This is a genomic window from Microbulbifer magnicolonia (assembly GCF_035117725.1).
In the GTDB taxonomy this organism is placed as follows: Bacteria; Pseudomonadota; Gammaproteobacteria; order Pseudomonadales; family Cellvibrionaceae; genus Microbulbifer; species Microbulbifer magnicolonia.
On the sequence record NZ_JAYEFD010000001.1, the window covers coordinates 1,136,175 to 1,154,739 of the forward strand.

Genomic DNA, 18,565 nt, shown 5'->3' on the forward strand with positions numbered 1-18,565 from the left:
CAGCCAGTGGGCGATTCTGAAAAAGGCAAAATGCTGCGCGGAGATCTCTACAACGCAGCGGATACCATGCTGGCAGAGGAGCGCCTGCGGGCGCGCCAGCTGTGCCACGAGTACAACCACTCGGCACCGGATGCCCGGTTACTGCGCGAGAGGCTGCTGCAATCGCTGCTCGGTAGCAAACCCGAAAACTGCACGATTGAGCCGATGTTCCGCTGCGACTATGGCTACAACATCCACCTGGGCGACAACTTCTACGCAAACTTCGATCTGATCATCCTGGATGTCTGCGAAGTTCGCATCGGCCGCCACTGCCTGTGCGGGCCGCGGGTCAGCATCCTGACCGCGACGCATCCCACCGATCCGCTCGAAAGGCGCAGCGGCCTGGAGTTCGGCCGCCCGGTTACCATTGGCGACAATGTCTGGATAGGTGCCGGTGCCATCATCAACCCCGGGGTCACCATCGGCGACGATGTGATTGTCGGCTCCGGCGCTGTGGTAACCAGAGATGTCCCCAGCGGAAAAACTGTGGGCGGTGTACCGGCCAGGGCTATTAACAGGAGCGTCTGACCGCCCCAGAAAAGGAAGGATGCCCCGCAATGCATGACCGGCCGACCATCAGAGTCTATTTCAACTCCGCCTGCCCGGTGTGCAGGGCCGGTATCGAGAGCCAGAAAGGCAGGATGCGCGGCTGTCCGGTCGAATGGCAGGACGTGCACCTGGACAACGAACTGGCCAAAGACGTAGACGCCGACCTCGAGTTTGTGCGCGAGCGGCTGCATGTGATCGATGAAAACGGCCGACTGCGGGTGGGCTGGGACGCGTTTATCGCCATCTGGCGCAACTCACCCGGTGAAGCCTGGAAGGCCAGGCTGGCCTCCGCTCCTGTCGCGAAACCAGTGCTGGGCGGCTTGTACAACCTGTTTGCCAGGGCTCTCTATCGGTGGAACCGGGCAAAAAAGCACTGGTAGAGCAACTCGGTTGCCGGATGCCTTACCGCGCACGGCGCCGGCAACTCGTCTATATAACGGGCTTTGGCCCCAACCGACGGAGAAGTTGCGCCCGTCATGATCTGGATCTGGATCGCATTTATCGGCTTTGTGCTGCTGATGCTGGCGCTGGACCTGGGTGTATTTCACCGCAGGGCCCATGTCGTCAGTATACGCGAGGCCGCCATCTGGTCGTCGGTGTGGATCGGCCTGGGGCTGGCCTTCTCCGTATTCGTCTATTTCGCCTACGAGAACAAGCTGCTCGGCCTGGGAACGGTGCCGGATCCGGTGGACGGCCTGTTGAACAGCGGCGCCAGGGCCACGCAGAAATACCTGCTCGGCTATGTGGTGGAAAAATCGCTGAGCGTGGACAACATATTCGTCATCGCGGTGATCTTCGACTACTTCAGCGTGCCCCGGCGCTACCAGCACCGGGTGCTTTTCTGGGGGATTCTCGGCGCCCTGGTGCTGCGCGGGCTCATGATCGCGCTGGGGGCCAGGCTGGTGGCGGAGTTCCACTGGGTGTTGTACCTGTTTGCGATCTTCCTGATCCTGACTGCGCTCAAGATGCTGTTCCTCGAATCCAAACCGGCAGATCCGGGCAGGAATATGCTGGTGCGCCTGGCGCGGCGAATTCTTCCAATTACGGACAAATTGCATGGCCAGCGATTTGTCCTGCGCGCCGGTTCAGAGGCGTCCCGGCAGGGTGAGGTCCCCGGCGAGGCAGCCGAGCCGGATCCGGTCGTCGACAGGGCCCGCCCCGGAGCACTGCTGCTGACGCCACTGGCGCTGGCCTTGATCGTGGTGGAAACCAGCGACGTCATCTTCGCCGTCGATTCCATCCCGGCGATTTTCGCCATCACCGCCGATCCCTTCCTGGTATTCACCAGCAATGTGTTCGCAGTGCTCGGTCTGCGCTCGCTGTATTTCGCCCTGGCCGGCATGGTGGCCAGGTTTCGCTATCTGAAGGCGGCCCTGGCCCTGGTGCTGCTGGTCGTCGGCGTGAAGATGCTGCTGGCGGGCTGTCTGAAACTTGCGCTCGGGGAGCACTTTAATCTGTACTTACTCGCAGTAGTGCTGGCGATCCTGTCCGCCGGCATAACGGTTTCGGTGCTCGGTGAGCGGCGCGACAAGGAAAGCCGGGGCAACCGCTGACAGATACTGAGCGTGGCACCCCCACGCGGCACCGGCTTGGAAGTCAACAGGAAATAGGAAAGGGTGGCGGAATGGATTACATCACCGACGAGCCCCACCGCGGTGCCATTGGCGACCTGCGCGCGCTGCAGCAACCGGGGCTGGAGACATTCAAGCGCTACATTCACTGCGAGCTGCCCGGGCCGCCCGTCTGGCGCCTGACCGGCATGCTGCCCACCGAGGCGGGCCTGGGCAAGGCGACCTTTTCCATGCCGGTGACGCCCTGGCTGGCAGATGGTACTGGTATCTACTGGGGCGGCATCTACGCGCTCTTCGCCGACTCGCCACTGGCGTCCGCCATCTGGACCACCCTGCCCGCCGGCAAGGTGCTGACCACCTCCGAGCTGAACATGTCCTTTATCCGGCCGCTGACGGAGAGCACGCGCAATATGGTCGGGCGCGCGGCGACGGTCCATTCGGGCAGCCAGGTGGGCCTGTCGACGGTGCAGATCACCGACCAGGACGGCCGTATGCTGGCCTTCGGCAGTACCCGCTGCCTGATCGCGGATTTCCCGGTCGACCCCGACGAGCAGTTCGAAGAGCCGGATCTGGGCCCCGATGAACCGCCCGATCCATTTCTGCGGGATCCGCCCGAGTCGAATTTCTGTGATCTGCGCAAGTTCGGCAAGCAGGTCCCGATTGAACTGCAGCAGGCGACCATCAGCAAGGGGCGCAGCCATCCGGTGTGGCAACTGACCGGCTACAGAGCGCGGGAGATAGGTGACGGTTTCTGCAAATCGACCATTCCCTCCTCGCCCTGGTTCTCCAACGGCAGCTTCTCCATCAACGGCGGCCTGCTGGCCTGGGCCGCCGACTTCACCATGGGGGCCGCCGTCTATTCCACCCTGCCCGCGGGAGACATATTCGCCACCCTCGATATGCACATCCGCTTTATCCGCCCGGCCACCATCAACAGCGGCGACCTCACACTGACCGGCAAGATCCACCACCGCGGCCGGCAGCTTAGGGTTAGTTCCTGCGATATCGATAACGCCGAGGGCAAGCGCGTGGCCATGGCCACGGGTTCAGCGCTGGTGATCCCCGGGGGCGCGCGGATGCTGAGCGAGGGGAAGAAGCCCGAGGAGATCATCGCCAGCGCAACCGTGCGCAAGCCCACTTCCGGTTGAGCGGCCCTCAGCTCCAGGCACTGGCTCCAGGCACTGGCGGAACTCAGACGGACAGACCGGCCGCAGTCACACGCCCCTGTCCGACCACCCTCTTAAGGCAGGCATTCTGTAGTGTCGCCTTTTTGTGTATCATCCCCACCCTTTAGCGCATTTTTTAATCAATGCGCCCGCCGAGGGCAGGCCTGGACGCAGTGCGGGTTGCCAGAACAAGAACGACGCTAAACGACGCTAAAGGAAAGTTTGATGACGACAAGCACCTCTTCCAGCGAACAGTCACAGGTATCCCCCGGGCAGAGAAAGGCATTCACCCGCTTCCTGGATACCGTAGAGTGGCTCGGCAACCTGCTGCCTCACCCGATCACCCTGTTTGCGATGTTCGCCATCGGTGTTGTGATCGTCAGTGGCATCGCTTCCTATTTCGGCCTGGCGGTGGCGGATCCGCGCCCGCTGGGGGCCGCCGGCCGCGCGCCGGATGGCGTGATCGAGGTGTTCAACCTGTTCAGCGGCGAGGGACTGCGGATTATCGTCACCAGTCTGGTGACCAATTTCACCGGCTTTGCGCCGCTGGGCACGGTACTGGTGGCGCTGCTGGGCGTCGGCGTGGCCGAACACTCGGGACTGCTGAGCGCGGCCGTGCGCGGCCTGGTGATGCAGGCCTCCAGGCGCACCGTAACCGTTATCGTGGTCTTCGCCGGCATCATGTCCAACACCGCTTCGGAGCTGGGCTATGTGGTGCTGATCCCGCTGGCGGCGATGATCTTCCATTCCCTCGGCCGCCACCCGCTGGCGGGCCTGGCCGCGGCCTTCGCCGGGGTCTCCGGTGGCTACAGCGCCAACCTGCTGCTGGGAACCGTGGATCCGCTGCTGTCCGGTATCACCGAATCCGCCGCCCATATGATCGACCCGACCTATTCTGTTGGCCCGGAGGTGAACTGGTTCTTTATGATCGCCAGTACCTTCCTGATCACCATTGTCGGCAGCTGGGTGACCATCGCCATCGTCGAGCCGAAACTGGGTGTGTACAACCCGAAAGAGGCTTCCGTCGACCTGTCCCAGGACAAGATGGGTGAGCTGACAGCCGCCGAGAAGCGCGGTCTGAAATACGCCGGTCTGTCAGTGCTGGGTGTTTGCATACTGCTGGCGATCTCGATCGTCCCCGAGTGGGGCGTGCTGCGCAACCAGGAGACGGGCGAAGTCGCCGGCTCGCCTTTTCTGAAGGGCATAGTCGCGCTGATCGTGGTCTTTTTCGCCGTGCCGGGTTTCGTCTACGGCCGCGTGACCGGGACCATGCGCAATGACCGCGATGTGATCAATGCCATGTCCAAGAGCATGGGCACCATGGGCATGTATATCGTGCTGGTGTTTTTCGCCGCGCAGTTCGTGGCCTTCTTCAAGATTACCAACCTGGGCACCATTTTCGCGGTGCTGGGCGCCGATGCACTGCAGAGCATCGGCCTTACCGGCCCACTGGTATTCCTGTTCTTCATCATGATGTGCGGATTTGTGAATCTGACGCTGGGCAGCGCCTCGGCCCAGTGGGCCGTTACCGCGCCCATCTTCGTACCCATGCTGATGCTGCTGGGCTATGCGCCGGAAGTGATTCAGGCCGCCTACCGCATCGGCGACTCGGTCACCAACATCATCACACCGATGATGAGCTATTTCGGCCTGATCGTGTCCTTTGCCACCCGCTACAAGAAAGACCTGGGCATGGGTACCCTGATTGCCACCATGATCCCCTACTCGATCTTTTTCTTCGTCGGCTGGACCGCCCTGTTCTTTATCTGGGTATTCGCACTCGGCATGCCGGTGGGTCCCGGCGCCGCGACCTACTACGGCAGCTGACAACCGGTCGCCGCCCTGGCAGCCTGCGCCGGCTGCCGGCGGCGATGATTTCCGTTAAAGTGCGCCTACTTACTCTGTTTAACGCCCCCTGGGGCACAATATCCGGATTACCCGCCATGAGCTCACTGCAAGACCAACTGCTGAAAGCCGGTCTCGTCGACGGCAAGAAGGCCAAACAGATCAGCAAGGAAAAGCGCAAGCAACAGAAAGTCGCGAAGAAGTCCGCGCAGCCGCAGGTCGATGAAACCAAGGCGGCAGTGGAACAAGCCCGCGCCGAGAAGGCTGCCCGCGACCGCGCCCTGAACGCCGAGCGCGATGCCGCCGCGCAGAAGAAGGCCATTGCCGCGCAGATCAAACAGCTGGTGGCAAATAACCGGCAGCCAAAGGGCAACGGCGATATTGCCTACAATTTTACCTTCGCTAAAAAAATCAAATCGCTTTACGTCAGTGAAGCCGTGCGCGATCACCTCGCCGCGGGCAGGCTGGTCATCGTTGGCCTGGGGGAACAGTTCGAGCTGGTACCGCGTGTCATTGCCGACAAGATCGCCGAGCGCGATGCCGACATGGTAGTGCGGACGGCGACCGATACGACGGCAGTGGACGAGGATGATCCCTATGCGGATTACCAGATCCCCGACGACCTGATGTGGTAAGCGGGCGATCGTCGTGGAGCGGCAGATCGTCGAATCGGTGCAACAGTGGCTGCGGGATGTGGTCGTCGGCCTGAACCTGTGTCCGTTTGCGCGCAAACCGCTGCGGGCGGGTCAGATCCGCTACAAGGTGAGCGATACCCGGGACGACGAAGCGCTGATGGCGGAGCTGCTCGAAGAGATGCAGCTGCTGGACAGCACCTCCGCAGAAGAACTGGAAACCACCCTGCTGATCGTGCCGCACCACCTGCAGGACTTTGCCGATTTCAACCAGTTCCTCGAACTGGCCGAATGGCTGATAGAGCGCCACGACTACAGCGGCATCTACCAGCTGGCCAGCTTCCACCCGGACTACCAGTTTGCCGGTACCCGGCCGGAGGACGAGGAGAACCTGACCAACCGCGCGCCCTATCCGATTCTGCACCTGCTGCGCGAGGCCAGCGTCGAGCGGCTGCTGGGGAATTACCCGGATCCGGAGTCCATTCCCGCAAACAATATCCGCCGGGTCGGGGGCTTGACCGCCGAACAGAAGCGCCAGCTGTTCCCCTATCTTTTCGCCCGGGACCGATAGCGAATTTCCACATCTCGGCAGCATAGTTAAAACAATAAGGAACACAAAAATGCCAGATCAAAGTCCCATCCTCGCACCGGTGGTTGCCCTGGTCGCCTGGTCACTGCTCATGTGGCTGTGGATGTACGCCACCCGCCTGCCGGCCATCCAGCGGGCGCATATGACGCTCGATTCGCAGGCGCCGCGCGGCGAGCAGATGAACGCCCTGCCCGCCGCAGTGCGCTGGAAGGCGGACAACTACAACCACCTGATGGAGCAGCCCACGATTTTCTACGCCATCGCCCTGGCCCTGGCGTTGATGGGAGAAGGCAGCGGAAGCAATCTGCTGCTCGCTTGGGGTTACGTGGTGACGCGGGTCGTTCACAGTCTGTTCCAGGCACTGGTCAACAAGATAGAGGTGCGCTTCGGGATTTTCGTGCTGTCGACGCTGATGCTGTTCGGACTGACTTTCAACGCCCTGCGGAGCCTGTTCTGAACGGCAGGCCGATGGCCATTTCGCCGTTATTGACTAGGCTGCTTGTAGTTGTCGCCGGTAGCGCCTGCAATGCCCCCCATGCGAAAGACCCGACTGCTGATCGCCTTCACGGCGCTTCCGCTCGCGTTCCCGCTGGGCGCCGAGACGCCGCCCTTCGACCGGCCGGGTACCGGGTTTTCCCCGGTTACACTGCCCGCCCGCACCTTCGCCTGGGAACAGGGATTGCCCGACATGGTCAGGCAAAAGAGTGGCGGTGTCACCCAGATCCTATACAGTGCCGACGCCCTGATGCGCGCCGGCCTGAGCGACAAACTGGAACTGCAACTCTCTCACGCGCCCTATAACTACCTGCGTACCGGCGGGCGCGGCCCTGCCCGCGAGGTGGAGGGTGCCAGCGGCACCGGTATCAGCCTCAAGGTTGCACTGCCCGCACCAAACGAGACACTCTCCTGGGCCCTGCTGGGGGGCAGTACCCTCGACACCGGCGATGCGCCTTTCAGCCCGGAGGATACGATCTACTCGCTGGGGAGTTCGCTGCAATGGCAACTGCGCAACGACCGTTCGCTGTCGCTCTACGTCAATGTCGATCGCATCGGCGGCGAGTCGGCCATCACTATCTCCCCTTCCTACAGTCTGGCCATCAATGCCTGTAGCGGCGCCTACCTGGAGCTGGCAGTCACGCGCTTCGAACGGCGAGACCGGGCCCTCGCCGGTGGCGGGCTGACCTGGATGGTCGTCGACAATGTGCAACTGGATCTCTACGCAAACTTCGGACTGAACTCCGCCGCGAACGATCTGCAGGCGGGGTTTGGCTTCTCTGTATTTATCGAGTGAATGCCGCGAGCAGCGACAACCCATTCAGGTGGATTCGGCCAGCGCATCCGCACGCAAATGTTCGAACCCCAGTGCCCGGCCGCACTGGTATCCCCGCTCCAGCAACTCCGCCTCGCGGGTGAAGCGTTTTACGGGAAATTCTGCCGGCGGTGCAATCGCGGTTACACGGCAGTCGGCCGGCGGCGACTGAATAAAATCCAGTGCCCGGTTGTAGCGCCCGGCCCGGTCGAGCACCGCTTCAAACAGGCGGGCGTGGTCGTGGAAGAACTGCTTCATCAGTTTCGGGGTCGGGCTCTCGTGCTTGCGGTAGCCCAGCGGCCGCGACAATACCACCGTGATGTCGCGCGCCCCCTGCTCGTACGCCCGGATGACGGGGATGGAATCCGCCAGGCCGCCATCGGTCATCGGCTCGCCGTCGACGCGGGGAAAATCGCGGTAAAAGAGCGGAATGGCACAGGAAGCGGGGAAAACTTCGTGCATATTCTCTGCCGTCACCCGCAGGTAGCGGGCCTCGCCGCTGTCGATGCTGGTGGTCACGGCATAGAGCGGCACGGCATTGTCGAGGTAGCGCGCCACGTTCAGCGGCACTTCATCGTAGGAAGCGTGCCACAACCAGCTGACATCGCAGAAATGCCCGCCCTTCAGATAGCGCCGCCAGTTGATGAAATCGGCCCGGCGGGCGTGGTCCAGCAGTATCCTGCGGCTGCGGCCGTGATCGCCCGCCAGGTAGCCGATCAGATTGGTCGAGCCGGCCGATACGCCGATGGCGAAGTCAAAGGGTGCGTGGTCGGACTCGATAAAGGCGTCCAGCACACCGGCGGCGAAGATACCGCGCATTGCACCGCCCTCCACAACCAGAGCTGAGCGAACCCCATCTGCCGAAGCTGGTTTCATCATGTTCAAAACCGTCGCTAAAAATCTGTCGCCTGGAATGCAATTCTAAAGTCAAGTTTCCCGGACTATCCAACCAGATTTACTGGCTTTTCCGCCCAATCCTTTTACGACGCAAACTTTGCCGCCAACTCGGTGGTCAAGTTATGATTGGCCGGAATCCTGACATAATTTCTGCTCGTGAGCTTCAGCCGATGCAACCCGTTTATTTTCGCGCACCCTGGAACCGGCAGCTGAAATGGATAACGGTTTTGTCCGCCCTGCTACTGCTCGGCATTCCACTGCTGCTGATGGGCAAGGCTCCGGAAGGACACGCCGGTCTGTATTCGGTGGCCATACTGCTGCCGCCTGCGATCCTCGTGCTGAGCGCACTTTTCGCGATCCGCGGCTATGGCGTCGAAGACTGCACGCTGCTGATCCTGCGCCCCGGCTGGAAGACCCGTATTCCCCTGCAAGACTTGGCCGAGGTAAAAGTCGATCCGGAGGCGATGCGGGCTTCCATTCGCCTGTTTGGCAACGGCGGGCTGTTCGGCATTATCGGCCTGTTTCGCAACGAGAGACTGGGCCGCTACCGCGCCTTTGCCACCGACAGTGCCAGGGCGGTGGTACTGCGCTTCCCCGCGCGCACCCTGGTCGTCACCCCGGACAGACCCGAGCAATTTGCCGCGGCGGTCCATCGGGCCGTTGCGAATGTATCACCAGGGGACGCCGGCTGATTCCGAGACCGTCAAGTCTATCCATGTGCTTTACTCTTCAGGTAGTCTCCGGAAAGCACATGTCATGACTGATGCAATGCCGGCGGATCTCGTTGCGGCCGTCGCCCGCGAACCGGACTGGCTGCGCTGGTGGTTTCGCGCCAATGTCGCCGCCAATCTCGCCGCCAATCTCGCCGCGATAATTTCCTGTCTGGTCTTTGTCGGCACATCGCTGATCGTCGATACATCAGACCGCATTCGCTCTCTGCGGGGAGATCATCAGCCGTTATTTCTGAACTAAGCGAGGCGCCGAGAAATCGCACGGTTATGCGGTTACCGTTCTCTGGGAAAAGGTATGCCAGCCATCAGACTATTCATATTGCATGGATTGATATTCTTCTGTATCGCGGCTCACGGCGACGAAGTGCGCACGGAGGATATTCAGTTCGAACGCGGCGCCAGCAGCGCGATTGTGCGCGGCGCACTGAGCGGATACGACACGGCCAACTACCGACTGCGCGCTATGGCCGGGCAGCAAATGCGCGCAATGCTGGAGACCGACAACGCCAGCAATTATTTCAATATCTATGCCCCGGGAAAGGGCCCCGGACAGGAAGCGATGTTTATCGGTTCCATTAAAGGCAAACGCTTCTCCGGTTCCCTGCCGGCAGACGGTGTCTACACGGTGCAGGTCTTCCTGATGCGCAGCGCGGCGCGCCGCGACGAATCCGCCAACTACACACTGCATGTGGAGATCGACCCCAAATCCGCAACACCGGACGGCGACGGCTAGGACGGCGAAATGATTACCGACCGACAGGGCAATGCGCTGCCCGGAGCCACAGCGGAGTCCGCCGACTTCTACACCGAATCCGTCGAGTCGTTCAATCTCTACCGCGGCGATCCGTTTGCACCGCTGGAACGGGCCATACAGGCCGCACCCCAGTTCGCCATGGCGCATATCTTCAAGGCCTACCTCTACGCCACTGCCACCGAACCCGCCGCTTCGCTGGAGGCCCAGAAGATTGTCGTCCACGCGAAGACGCTGCCACTGGATGCGCGCGCGGAGTCCCATATCGCGGTACTCACCGCACTGATGGCCGGCAACTGGACCCGAGCTGCCGTGGCGCTCGACTACCACAACGCCCATTACCCGCACGACCTGATCGGTATCCAGTGCGGGCACCTGATGGATTTCTATCGCGCCTGTGCCCGCGATCTGCGCGACCGCCTGGCGCGGGTACTGCCGCAATGGTCCGCCGAGATCCCCGGCTATTCACTGCTGCTGGGCATGTACGCTTTTGGCCTGGAGGAATGCGCCGACTACGAGCGCGCCGAGGAGTACGGGCAGACGGCTACCGAATTGGAACCGTTCGATTGCTGGGCGCACCACGCCGTCTCCCATGTGATGGAGATGCAGGGTCGCGCGGAGGATGGCATCGACTGGATGGCGAGCCGCGAAGCCTACTGGGCCGGCGAAGACAACTTCTTTCGTGTACACAACTGGTGGCACAAGGCCCTCTATCATCTGGATCTGGGTCAGACGGAACAGGCGCTGTCCATCTATGACGGTCCGATTCGCGGGCTACACAGTAGCATGGCGCTGGACCTGGTGGATGCGTCGGCGCTGCTGTGGCGTCTCAACCTGCTGGGCTGCGACGTGAGCGACCGCTGGCAGGAACTGGCCCGCGCCTGGGAGCAACACGCGGACGGCCGCCACTACCCCTTCAACGACTGGCACGGGGTTATGGCATTCCTCGGCGCGGGGCGCGATGACGAAGTGGAGAGAATCGCCAACACCATTCGCGCCGCCAGCAGCAATGACACCGACGTGGCCCGCTGGGCCTGGCAGACCGGACTGCCGCTGCTCGAGGGCTTCACCGCCTTCTGGCACGGCGACTACCACAGGGCCGCCGAAAAGCTGCACGGCGCCCGCTTTATCGCCAACAGTTTCGGCGGCAGCCACGCGCAGCGGGATATCACCGACTGGACATTGACAGAGGCGGCACTGCGCGCCGGCATGAAAGACCTGGCCGAGGCACTGGCCAGCGAGCGCCTCGCGCTGAAACCCGACAGCGCGGTGAATCGCCTTTTCCTGCAGCGAGCGGTCAGGTCCGGCGGCGACCATTAGGATGGTTTAGCCCTTGATGCACACCCGCGGCTCCATCCGCGCCACCTTTTTTGCGAGTCCCGCCTTTTCCGCGGCATCCACCACCGCGCGCACATCCTTGTAGGCGCCGGGCGCCTCCTCCGCCACGCCGCGCATCGACGGGCTGCGGATAATGATGCCGCGCTCCGCCAGTTCGTCCACCAGCGCGCGCCCCCGCCACTGTTTAGTAGCCTGGTGGCGGCTCATGGCGCGGCCCGCACCGTGGCAGGCGCTGTTGAAGGAGAGTTCGGCACCCTTTTCCGAGCCGACGAGGATATGGGATTCCGTGCCCATGGAGCCGCCGATCAGTACCGGCTGACCCACCGCGCGCAGCGTCTCGGGAAGATCCGGGTGGCCGGGTCCGAAGGCGCGGGTGGCTCCCTTGCGGTGCACGTAGAGATTGCGCTTCCTGCCCTCGACCAGGTGGCGTTCGACCTTGCAGGTGTTGTGGGATACATCGAAGAGCAGGGTCAGGTCCGCCTGCGGCAGCACCTCGGCGAATACCTGGCGCGTGAGGTGGGTAATGATCTGGCGGTTGGCCAGCGCGCAATTGATGCCGGCGCGCATGGCGCCGAGGTAGGCCTCCCCCAGTTCGGACTTGATCGGCGCGCAGGCCAGCTCGCGGTCCGGCAACTCGATGCCGTGCTTCGGCGCTGCCAGCACCATGTATTTCAGGAATTCGGTGCCTATCTGGTGGCCGAGGCCGCGGGAACCGCAGTGGATAAACACCACCGCATCGTTCTCCTTCAGACCAAAGGCGGTGGCGATGCGCGGGTCGTAAATTTCCGCGACCCGCTGTACTTCCAGGTAGTGGTTGCCGGAGCCCAGGGTGCCCATTTCATCCTGCTGGCGCTTGCGCGCGCGCGCCGAAACCTCCTCCGGCACAGCGCCCGCCATGCAGCCCATTTCCTCGATATGCTGCAGGTCTTCCGCATTGCCGTAGCCCTGCTCCACCGCCCAGCGCGCACCGCCGCGCAGCATCGCGGTCATGCCCTTGTCGTTCAGGTGAATGCGGCCGGTACTGCCGACACCGACGGGAACCTGCCTGAAGAGCGCATCTGCCAACTGCCTCTTGAGGGGCTCTATCTCGTCGATGGTGAGGCCGGTGCGCAGCGCGCGCACGCCGCAGGAGATATCGAAGCCGACGCCGCCGGCAGAGACCACACCACCTTCGTCGGCGTCGAACGCCGCCACGCCACCGATGGGAAAACCGTAACCCCAGTGGGCGTCGGGCATGGCGTAGGCCGCCTGGACGATTCCCGGCAGACTGGCCACATTGGCCAACTGCTCGAACACCTTGTTGTCCATGCCGCGGATCAGGTCTTCATCGGCATAGATAATTCCGGGCACGCGCATTTTGCCGATGGGGTCGATGCGCCAACTGAATTCAGATTCTCTCTTCAGCCGATACTCTTCGCTCATGCCACTGTACTCATACCACTGTGCCCATACCACTGTGCTCACACATCGATTACGCATTGGGCGAGCCAGTCGCCGTTTTCCTGTTGTGCCACTCGCAGTGCGGTGTAGGTCGCGCCCTTCACTTCCACTGCGGGACTGTGGCTCTTGCGGTCCACCGCTTCGCCCCAGGCCTTGCCCGTCAGTCTGGATCCCGCAATGTCGACCTCAAACCGCGAGAAGAGCATCCTGCGCGTGGCCATTTCGTAAATCAGTGCATTCAGCCAGTCCACCAGCAGCAGCTCCCGGTCCTCGCCCTCGCACTCGATCTCCACCGACTGATGCGGTGCCACCAGCTCCAGGTCGGTAATGGTCGCCGTCAGCGCCAGTGCCGCCTGCTCGAAGGCCTGCGCCGGGGTGGCACCGAAACCGCGCAACCCCATATCCGCCTCGTGACTGAAAAGCTCCCAATGTGCTGTCATGGCGCCACCGTCCGCCGCATGCGGTATTCAATAGGCCACATCGAAACCCAGCAGCAGGTAGTATTCCTTCGTCAGGTGCCCTGTATAGTAGAGGCCACTCTGATCCTCCTCATCGAGAAAATCGAAATTCGCCTCGATAATGCCCTTGGCGTTGCGCATGAAATAGTAGGAGGCCGTCAACGTCAGGGTGTTGATGTTGATGCCCTCGTAAATCGTATCGGTATCGTCCAGATCGCCGGCATCGGCGTAGTTGTAGAGTACGGAGAAGACCCAGCGCTCGTTGTGTATATAGTCGATGCCGACAAAGCCGCCGTGCCAGTTGGAATTCCCGCTCCACTGCGGCATTTCCTCTCCGGACTCCGGTTGCAGGAAGTTGTCCCAATCGTTCCACAAATACTGGGCAAACCAGAAGGTCTTGTCGCCGATACCTCCGGACAGATCCAGGCCGAAGATGTCGACATCCGCGTCCTCATCGCCGATCTCCAATCCCGCCGGACCTGTCGCGCCGTCCCTCTTCCCGGTGAGACCGAACAGTCCCGCCGACACCGGGCCTATCTCCGCGCCGAGCCGCCCGAACAGACTCTTGGAATTGTTGTTGTCGAACAGGCGATCCGGGCGCCGGTAGCCCGGGCTATTGATATTGAAACTCTCTTCGATGCCGTTGCCATTCACCGCACCCAGCGCGATCGTGAAGGGGTCGAAATCCCGCTCCAGCAGCATGCCGCGTTCGTAGGTGATGTTGGCCATGCGGTACACCATGTAGTCCTGGAACGTCAGGCGCAGCTCCCGCGGAAACATCAGGTCGGAGACCTGGAACTGGCCCAATTGCATACCGATCTTGCTGCAGTACACATCGTCGTAGCGAACCCAGGCGTCTTCGATGATGACGGAGCCGTTTTCCCCCTTCTCGGCGAAAATGCCATAGAAGTAATAGGTCAGGTTTTCGCTCAAGGGCGCGCTCGACAGCAGCTTGACCAGATAGGGCGATTGAAAATCGCTGTCCGCCTGAATGGTTTCACCACTGATCGTATCGACAAACTCCGCGGTGCGGCCCTGGATAAACGCCTGGGCGCGCACGGCGAAGGGCGCGTGATCCGGCAATGCCAGGTACTTGTCATCGATGTCGAGCGTTTTCTCGCGCCAGTTGGGCAGTTTGTAGTTGCTGGCGGCAAAGTGCTCGCCAAAGGCGTTGAGCCGGGGGAAGGCGGAGTGACAGGCCGCACAGCTCAGGTCATAAGTCCGGGCAAACTCCGGTATAGCCTGGGCACTGCTGGCAATGACCATCAATGCAGTCAGCAGCAATAAGTCTATGCAATGCGAAATCTTACGATACACAGTTCTGACACCTGATTTCTTGTGCGATTACCTTTGTCTGGCGGGAAATGGCAGGGCGTTGCGAAACGCTCACTTTCGCAATTTAGTTCAAAGACCAACCCTGTAAAGCGCCCGCTTCATTGACACCCGGAATAGCCGGCTTTTTTTTGCGGTAGGCGTTCGGACACCGGAAGAAATCCAGCGCGGCGAATGCGCCGCCGCGTCTAAACTGCGCATGTGAGAGGCCGAATATCGAACCGGTAACGCCAGCCTGGTGGAAACTGATAGATGACGATTCAACGCCTGCTGGCCGCGCAGCAAGAGAGTACCGAGGCCATCAAGGATCTTCCCGGACAGGTGGATCGGGGCCTCGAGTCCGCCCTCGAAAAAGTCGACACCTGGACCGCCGACGCAATTCACCATACGCCCAATTTCGTCGCCGGCCTGCTCGTTATACTGCTGCTCTATCTGCTCGGCAGCTTGCTGAGTTATCTGACCAGGCGCCACCTGGCACGGCGCCAGCGGGAAAATCTGGGTGAGGTCCTCGGCGGTCTGGTGAAGTGGGTGGTGGTCGGCATCGGCTTTCTGCTGGCCGCCACCATCGTGATGCCGACCCTCAACCCCGGCGATCTTGTTGCCGGCCTGGGCGTGGGTTCCGTCGCCTTCGGCTTTGCGTTCAAGGACATACTGCAGAACTGGCTCGCCGGACTGCTGATCCTGCTCAAGGAGCCCTTTCACGTCAACGACCAGATCCGCGTGGGCGAGTTCGAAGGCACCGTGAAAAAGATTGAGAACCGCGCGACCTTTATTCGCACCTACGACGGCCAGCGCGTGGTCATTCCGAACAGCGACATCTACACGACGGCGATAGTGGTAAGAACTGCCTATCCGCTGCGGCGCAGCGAATACGATGTGGGTATCGGCTACGGCGACGGTATCGACCGGGCCTGTGAGGTGCTGGTAAAGGCGGTCAGCCAGGTGGAGGGGGTGCAGCCCAAACCGCCGGTGGAGGCACTGCCCTGGGATCTGGCGGCCAGCTGGGTCACCATCCGCGTGCGCTGGTGGAACGAAAGTCGCCAGACAGATACCGCCCATATCGGCTCGGCGGTAGTACGCGCGATCAAACTGGCCCTGGACGAGGCGCAGATCGACATGCCCTTCGAAACCCGGGTGCAGCTGTTCCACGACCAGACCGAAGACGTGGACGGCGACCGCAAATTACAGCGGGAGGGCTGGCCTGAATCCGGCGAGGGCAGTTCCCGGCCGCGCTGGCAGGCGCAGGCGGATCAGTAACTGCTTGGTTCAGGCGCCCATGGGGTTTCGCAAACTGCAGCGACCCTTTACCCTCTCGGTCGTCGGCAATTAAAAGAGAGCGGTGACCTATGGTGCGGTGGCAGTGGCTGAGCTTTGCGGAACTTTCCTCCGAGCAGCTCTACGAGATTCTCAGGGCCCGCCAGGAGGTTTTCGCCGTGGAGCAGCACTGCCCCTACCAGGATGCCGATGGCAGGGACCAGGTGTCCCGGCACCTGGCCGGCTGGCACCAGGCCGGCATGCACCGAGAGTCAGACCATCCCCTGCTGCTCGCCTACCTGCGCGTGGTATTTCCGGGGGAGAAATACGCAGAACCCTCCATCGGCCGGGTACTGACGACGTCTTCCGCCCGCGGCACGGGACTTGGCAGGGAGCTGATGCGGCGCGCCCTTCGGCATACCCAAGAAACTTTCCCGGGCGCACCGATCCGCATTTCCGCGCAGCAGCACTTGGAGAAATTCTACGGCGAGTTTGGTTTCGTACAGGCTTCCGAGCCCTACGACGAAGACGGTATCCCGCACATCGAGATGTTGCGCCCCGCCTTCACACTTCCCATTACCGAAAAGTAATCGCAACCGGCGGCGCCGCTCGCGCCGGTAAATGCAGGGGCGCAATTGCGGGTATCTTGCGCGAGCGTCAGTGGCCGACGGTTTTGGAAAACACATTGATCACCAGCACGCCGCCGATAATCATCCCCATACCGATAACCGCGGGCAGATCCGGCACCTGCTTGTAAAAGAATGCACCGGCGATCGCCACCAGCACTATGCCCATGCCCGACCAGATCGCGTAGGAGACACCGACCGGAATGGTGCGCAGCACCAGCGTCAGCATGTAAAAGGCGATACTGTAGCCGACCACGACAATCAGCGACGGAATCGGCTTGGTAAACTGCTCTGACGCTTTCAGCGCGGTAGTGGCCGCGACTTCCGTGATGATGGCAATGGCGAGATAGAGATAGGCCATGTCCCGTCTTTCCCTTTACTCATTTGTGAATTCGGGGGCCAGAGGCCCCCGAATAATTACGGCAGACAATCGGCTAATCACGGATAGGTGAAACTCGACTGCAGTCCCAGCGGCATACCCAGCGACCAGTAGATCACCAGGAACAGTGTCCAGCACACCAGGAACACCAGCGAGTACGGCAGCATCATCGACACCAGGGTGCCGATCCCGGTACTTTTCACATAGCGCTGGCAGTAGACGACCACCAGTGGGAAATAGGGCATCAGCGGCGTGATGATATTGGTGGAGGAATCGCCGACGCGGTAAGCGGCCTGGGTCAGGTCCGGGGAGAAGCCGATCTGCATCAGCATGGGTACGAAGATCGGCGCGAGCAGCGCCCATTTCGCCGACGCCGAACCCACGAACAGATTGACGAAAGCCACCAGCAGGATAATGCCCATCAAGGTGACCGGGCCCGGCAGGTTCATCGCGGCGAGCAGGCTGCCGCCCTCTACCGACAGCAGCGTGCCGAGCCCGGAGCGGGCGAATTCGGAGATAAACAGCGCGCAGAAAAACGCCATCACGATGTAATAGGCCATGGAGCCCATGGTCTTGGACATCGCGTCGATCACGTCCTTACTCTTGCTGAAGTTGCCGGCCGCATAGCCGAATACCACCCCGGGAATAATAAACAGCAGGAAAATCAGCGGTACGATGGACTTCATAGCCGGCGCGCTGAAAGAGGCCAACTGACCCCCGGCGTCGCGCAGCGCGGAAGTTTCCGGCAGCATCCACGCCACCAGCCCGATGATACCCGCAGCCATCACCGCGACGGACAGGTAGAGCGCCTTCTTCTCGCGCCCGCCCAGGTCGTGAATCGCCGGCATATCTTTCTCGTCACCGTCGATGGCGACGCTTTCCAGACGCGGCTCTATGACCTTGTCGGTCAGCCACCAGCCGAGCAGCGTAATCACCAGGCAGGAGGCGGAAGTGAAGAACCAGTTATTGAGCGGGTTCAGCTGGATTTCCGGATTGACAATCTGCGCCGCGGACTGGGTAAAGCCCTGCAGCAGCGGATCGATGGCGGAGGGCACGAAATTGGCCGAGAAGCCGCCGGAAACCCCGGCAAAGGCGGCGGCAATACCGGCCAGGGGATGGCGCCCGGCCGCGTAGAAGATTACTCCACCCAGTGGAATCACCAGTACATAGCCGGCGTCCACCGCGGTGTGGCTGACAATCGCTACTAAAATGAGCATCGGCGTCAGCAGCATCTGCGGTGTTACCGCGAGCAGTTTTTTCAATACCGCATTGATAAACCCGCTCTGCTCGGCCACGCCGACACCGAGCATTGCCACCAGCACCACCCCCAGGGGCGCGAAGCCGGTGAAAGTGGTCACCATGCCGGACAGGAAGCGGGCAAACTCGGTGCCGGAAAGCAGGTTGGTAACCTGAATGGCCTCACCGGTGGCCGGGTGCAGCGAGTCGAAACTGACCCCGGACAGGAGCCACGACAATACCCAGATCACGATCATCAGCAGCAGGAAAAGCACCGCCGGATCCGGCAGGCGGTTGCCCACTACCTCGATAAAGTTGAGCGCCCGGTCAACCCAGCCGTTTTTGGCGACGCCGTCGTTGGCCGAGCCGGGATTTGCCTGAATGTTTTCCATATTTGATCCCTGTTGTTATTGGTTTTTCTCA

At 61.6% G+C, this 18,565-nt stretch carries 21 protein-coding genes; 15 read left to right on the plus strand and 6 right to left on the minus strand.

Features of this window, described 5'->3' with window-relative positions:
• The first annotated feature begins 6 nt into the window (after positions 1 to 6).
• The 9 genes from RRF64_RS04990 (at position 7) to RRF64_RS05030 (ending at position 7,682) form a co-directional block, all read left to right on the plus strand.
• Positions 7 to 567 carry a sugar O-acetyltransferase gene (locus RRF64_RS04990; protein WP_323844717.1) on the plus strand — a complete coding sequence of 187 codons (561 nt, stop codon included), beginning with the start codon at positions 7 to 9 and terminating at the stop codon, positions 565 to 567.
• A 29-nt stretch (positions 568 to 596) separates the two neighbouring features.
• A complete protein-coding gene (locus RRF64_RS04995; RefSeq protein ID WP_323844718.1) occupies positions 597 to 968 on the plus strand; it encodes a thiol-disulfide oxidoreductase DCC family protein in 372 nt (123 codons plus the stop codon).
• Between the two features lie 96 nt (positions 969 to 1,064).
• Positions 1,065 to 2,141, plus strand: coding sequence for a TerC/Alx family metal homeostasis membrane protein (locus RRF64_RS05000; protein ID WP_323844719.1), 1,077 nt, complete (start codon positions 1,065 to 1,067; stop codon positions 2,139 to 2,141).
• A 71-nt stretch (positions 2,142 to 2,212) separates the two neighbouring features.
• Positions 2,213 to 3,307, plus strand: a complete 1,095-nt coding sequence (locus RRF64_RS05005) for a PaaI family thioesterase (protein WP_323844720.1) — start codon at positions 2,213 to 2,215, stop codon at positions 3,305 to 3,307.
• A 243-nt stretch (positions 3,308 to 3,550) separates the two neighbouring features.
• The gene (locus RRF64_RS05010; RefSeq protein WP_323844721.1) at positions 3,551 to 5,152 is read left to right on the plus strand and encodes an AbgT family transporter; all 1,602 of its coding nucleotides are present in this window, start codon (positions 3,551 to 3,553) and stop codon (positions 5,150 to 5,152) included.
• 116 nt (positions 5,153 to 5,268) lie between these two features.
• Entirely contained in the window at positions 5,269 to 5,805 is a 537-nt protein-coding gene (locus tag RRF64_RS05015) for a DUF2058 domain-containing protein (RefSeq protein WP_323844722.1), read from the plus strand.
• A 13-nt stretch (positions 5,806 to 5,818) separates the two neighbouring features.
• Positions 5,819 to 6,373 carry a DUF1415 domain-containing protein gene (locus RRF64_RS05020; RefSeq protein ID WP_323844723.1) on the plus strand — a complete coding sequence of 185 codons (555 nt, stop codon included), beginning with the start codon at positions 5,819 to 5,821 and terminating at the stop codon, positions 6,371 to 6,373.
• 49 nt (positions 6,374 to 6,422) lie between these two features.
• A complete protein-coding gene (locus RRF64_RS05025) occupies positions 6,423 to 6,848 on the plus strand; it encodes an MAPEG family protein (protein ID WP_323844724.1) in 426 nt (141 codons plus the stop codon).
• 78 nt (positions 6,849 to 6,926) lie between these two features.
• Positions 6,927 to 7,682: a transporter gene (locus RRF64_RS05030; RefSeq protein WP_323844725.1), complete on the plus strand. Its 756-nt coding sequence runs from the start codon at positions 6,927 to 6,929 to the stop codon at positions 7,680 to 7,682.
• A gap of 24 nt (positions 7,683 to 7,706) precedes the next feature.
• On the opposite strand, the gene RRF64_RS05035 is transcribed toward RRF64_RS05030, so the two are convergent.
• Positions 7,707 to 8,579 carry a patatin-like phospholipase family protein gene (locus tag RRF64_RS05035; protein ID WP_323844726.1) on the minus strand — a complete coding sequence of 291 codons (873 nt, stop codon included), beginning with the start codon at positions 8,577 to 8,579 and terminating at the stop codon, positions 7,707 to 7,709.
• A gap of 245 nt (positions 8,580 to 8,824) precedes the next feature.
• Between RRF64_RS05035 and RRF64_RS05040 the strand changes: the two genes are divergently transcribed.
• The 4 genes from RRF64_RS05040 to RRF64_RS05055 all read left to right on the plus strand — a co-directional run bounded on the left by RRF64_RS05040 (position 8,825) and on the right by RRF64_RS05055 (position 11,399).
• A complete protein-coding gene (locus tag RRF64_RS05040; protein ID WP_323844727.1) occupies positions 8,825 to 9,289 on the plus strand; it encodes a PH domain-containing protein in 465 nt (154 codons plus the stop codon).
• A gap of 64 nt (positions 9,290 to 9,353) precedes the next feature.
• Positions 9,354 to 9,569, plus strand: a complete 216-nt coding sequence (locus RRF64_RS05045) for a hypothetical protein (RefSeq protein WP_323844728.1) — start codon at positions 9,354 to 9,356, stop codon at positions 9,567 to 9,569.
• 54 nt (positions 9,570 to 9,623) lie between these two features.
• Entirely contained in the window at positions 9,624 to 10,061 is a 438-nt protein-coding gene (locus tag RRF64_RS05050; RefSeq protein WP_323844729.1) for a hypothetical protein, read from the plus strand.
• Between the two features lie 9 nt (positions 10,062 to 10,070).
• Positions 10,071 to 11,399, plus strand: coding sequence for a tetratricopeptide repeat protein (locus RRF64_RS05055; protein WP_323844730.1), 1,329 nt, complete (start codon positions 10,071 to 10,073; stop codon positions 11,397 to 11,399).
• 6 nt (positions 11,400 to 11,405) lie between these two features.
• On the opposite strand, the gene RRF64_RS05060 is transcribed toward RRF64_RS05055, so the two are convergent.
• From RRF64_RS05060 to RRF64_RS05070, 3 genes are read right to left on the minus strand one after another with little or no spacing between them, the layout of a single operon-like run.
• Positions 11,406 to 12,839, minus strand: a complete 1,434-nt coding sequence (locus RRF64_RS05060; protein WP_323844731.1) for an RtcB family protein — start codon at positions 12,837 to 12,839, stop codon at positions 11,406 to 11,408.
• A 38-nt stretch (positions 12,840 to 12,877) separates the two neighbouring features.
• On the minus strand, positions 12,878 to 13,297 hold the full coding sequence (locus RRF64_RS05065) for an archease (RefSeq protein ID WP_323844732.1): 420 nt from the start codon (positions 13,295 to 13,297) through the stop codon (positions 12,878 to 12,880).
• Between the two features lie 27 nt (positions 13,298 to 13,324).
• Entirely contained in the window at positions 13,325 to 14,599 is a 1,275-nt protein-coding gene (locus tag RRF64_RS05070; protein ID WP_323844733.1) for a TonB-dependent receptor, read from the minus strand.
• 300 nt (positions 14,600 to 14,899) lie between these two features.
• On the opposite strand from RRF64_RS05070, the gene RRF64_RS05075 reads away from it, so the two are divergent.
• Both RRF64_RS05075 and RRF64_RS05080 read left to right on the plus strand, forming a co-directional pair.
• Complete coding sequence (locus tag RRF64_RS05075) at positions 14,900 to 15,904, plus strand: mechanosensitive ion channel family protein (protein ID WP_323844734.1); 1,005 nt, start codon at positions 14,900 to 14,902, stop codon at positions 15,902 to 15,904.
• 89 nt (positions 15,905 to 15,993) lie between these two features.
• Positions 15,994 to 16,491, plus strand: coding sequence for a GNAT family N-acetyltransferase (locus RRF64_RS05080; RefSeq protein WP_323844735.1), 498 nt, complete (start codon positions 15,994 to 15,996; stop codon positions 16,489 to 16,491).
• Positions 16,492 to 16,558: 67 nt separating this feature from the next.
• Here the strand turns inward: RRF64_RS05080 and RRF64_RS05085 are convergent, their stop codons facing one another.
• Complete coding sequence (locus RRF64_RS05085) at positions 16,559 to 16,888, minus strand: DMT family transporter (protein ID WP_323844736.1); 330 nt, start codon at positions 16,886 to 16,888, stop codon at positions 16,559 to 16,561.
• A gap of 77 nt (positions 16,889 to 16,965) precedes the next feature.
• The gene (locus RRF64_RS05090; protein WP_323844737.1) at positions 16,966 to 18,534 is read right to left on the minus strand and encodes an AbgT family transporter; all 1,569 of its coding nucleotides are present in this window, start codon (positions 18,532 to 18,534) and stop codon (positions 16,966 to 16,968) included.
• Positions 18,535 to 18,565 lie beyond the last annotated feature (31 nt).

What these genes read in the sequence shown, in the direction of transcription:
- RRF64_RS04995 (WP_323844718.1), top strand. Translation starts at nt 597, where the DNA reads ATGCATGACCGGCCGACCATCAGAGTCTATTTCAACTCCGCCTGCCCG.
- RRF64_RS05000 (WP_323844719.1), top strand. Translation starts at nt 1,065, where the DNA reads ATGATCTGGATCTGGATCGCATTTATCGGCTTTGTGCTGCTGATGCTG.
- RRF64_RS05075 (WP_323844734.1), top strand. Translation starts at nt 14,900, where the DNA reads ATGACGATTCAACGCCTGCTGGCCGCGCAGCAAGAGAGTACCGAGGCC.
- RRF64_RS05025 (WP_323844724.1), top strand. Translation starts at nt 6,423, where the DNA reads ATGCCAGATCAAAGTCCCATCCTCGCACCGGTGGTTGCCCTGGTCGCC.
- RRF64_RS05010 (WP_323844721.1), top strand. Translation starts at nt 3,551, where the DNA reads ATGACGACAAGCACCTCTTCCAGCGAACAGTCACAGGTATCCCCCGGG.
- RRF64_RS05030 (WP_323844725.1), top strand. Translation starts at nt 6,927, where the DNA reads ATGCGAAAGACCCGACTGCTGATCGCCTTCACGGCGCTTCCGCTCGCG.
- RRF64_RS05085 (WP_323844736.1), bottom strand. Translation starts at nt 16,888, where the DNA reads ATGGCCTATCTCTATCTCGCCATTGCCATCATCACGGAAGTCGCGGCC.
- RRF64_RS05090 (WP_323844737.1), bottom strand. Translation starts at nt 18,534, where the DNA reads ATGGAAAACATTCAGGCAAATCCCGGCTCGGCCAACGACGGCGTCGCC.
- RRF64_RS05050 (WP_323844729.1), top strand. Translation starts at nt 9,624, where the DNA reads ATGCCAGCCATCAGACTATTCATATTGCATGGATTGATATTCTTCTGT.
- RRF64_RS05065 (WP_323844732.1), bottom strand. Translation starts at nt 13,297, where the DNA reads ATGACAGCACATTGGGAGCTTTTCAGTCACGAGGCGGATATGGGGTTG.
- RRF64_RS05060 (WP_323844731.1), bottom strand. Translation starts at nt 12,839, where the DNA reads ATGAGCGAAGAGTATCGGCTGAAGAGAGAATCTGAATTCAGTTGGCGC.
- RRF64_RS05035 (WP_323844726.1), bottom strand. Translation starts at nt 8,579, where the DNA reads ATGATGAAACCAGCTTCGGCAGATGGGGTTCGCTCAGCTCTGGTTGTG.
- RRF64_RS05005 (WP_323844720.1), top strand. Translation starts at nt 2,213, where the DNA reads ATGGATTACATCACCGACGAGCCCCACCGCGGTGCCATTGGCGACCTG.
- RRF64_RS05055 (WP_323844730.1), top strand. Translation starts at nt 10,071, where the DNA reads ATGATTACCGACCGACAGGGCAATGCGCTGCCCGGAGCCACAGCGGAG.
- RRF64_RS05045 (WP_323844728.1), top strand. Translation starts at nt 9,354, where the DNA reads ATGACTGATGCAATGCCGGCGGATCTCGTTGCGGCCGTCGCCCGCGAA.
- RRF64_RS05015 (WP_323844722.1), top strand. Translation starts at nt 5,269, where the DNA reads ATGAGCTCACTGCAAGACCAACTGCTGAAAGCCGGTCTCGTCGACGGC.
- RRF64_RS05080 (WP_323844735.1), top strand. Translation starts at nt 15,994, where the DNA reads ATGGTGCGGTGGCAGTGGCTGAGCTTTGCGGAACTTTCCTCCGAGCAG.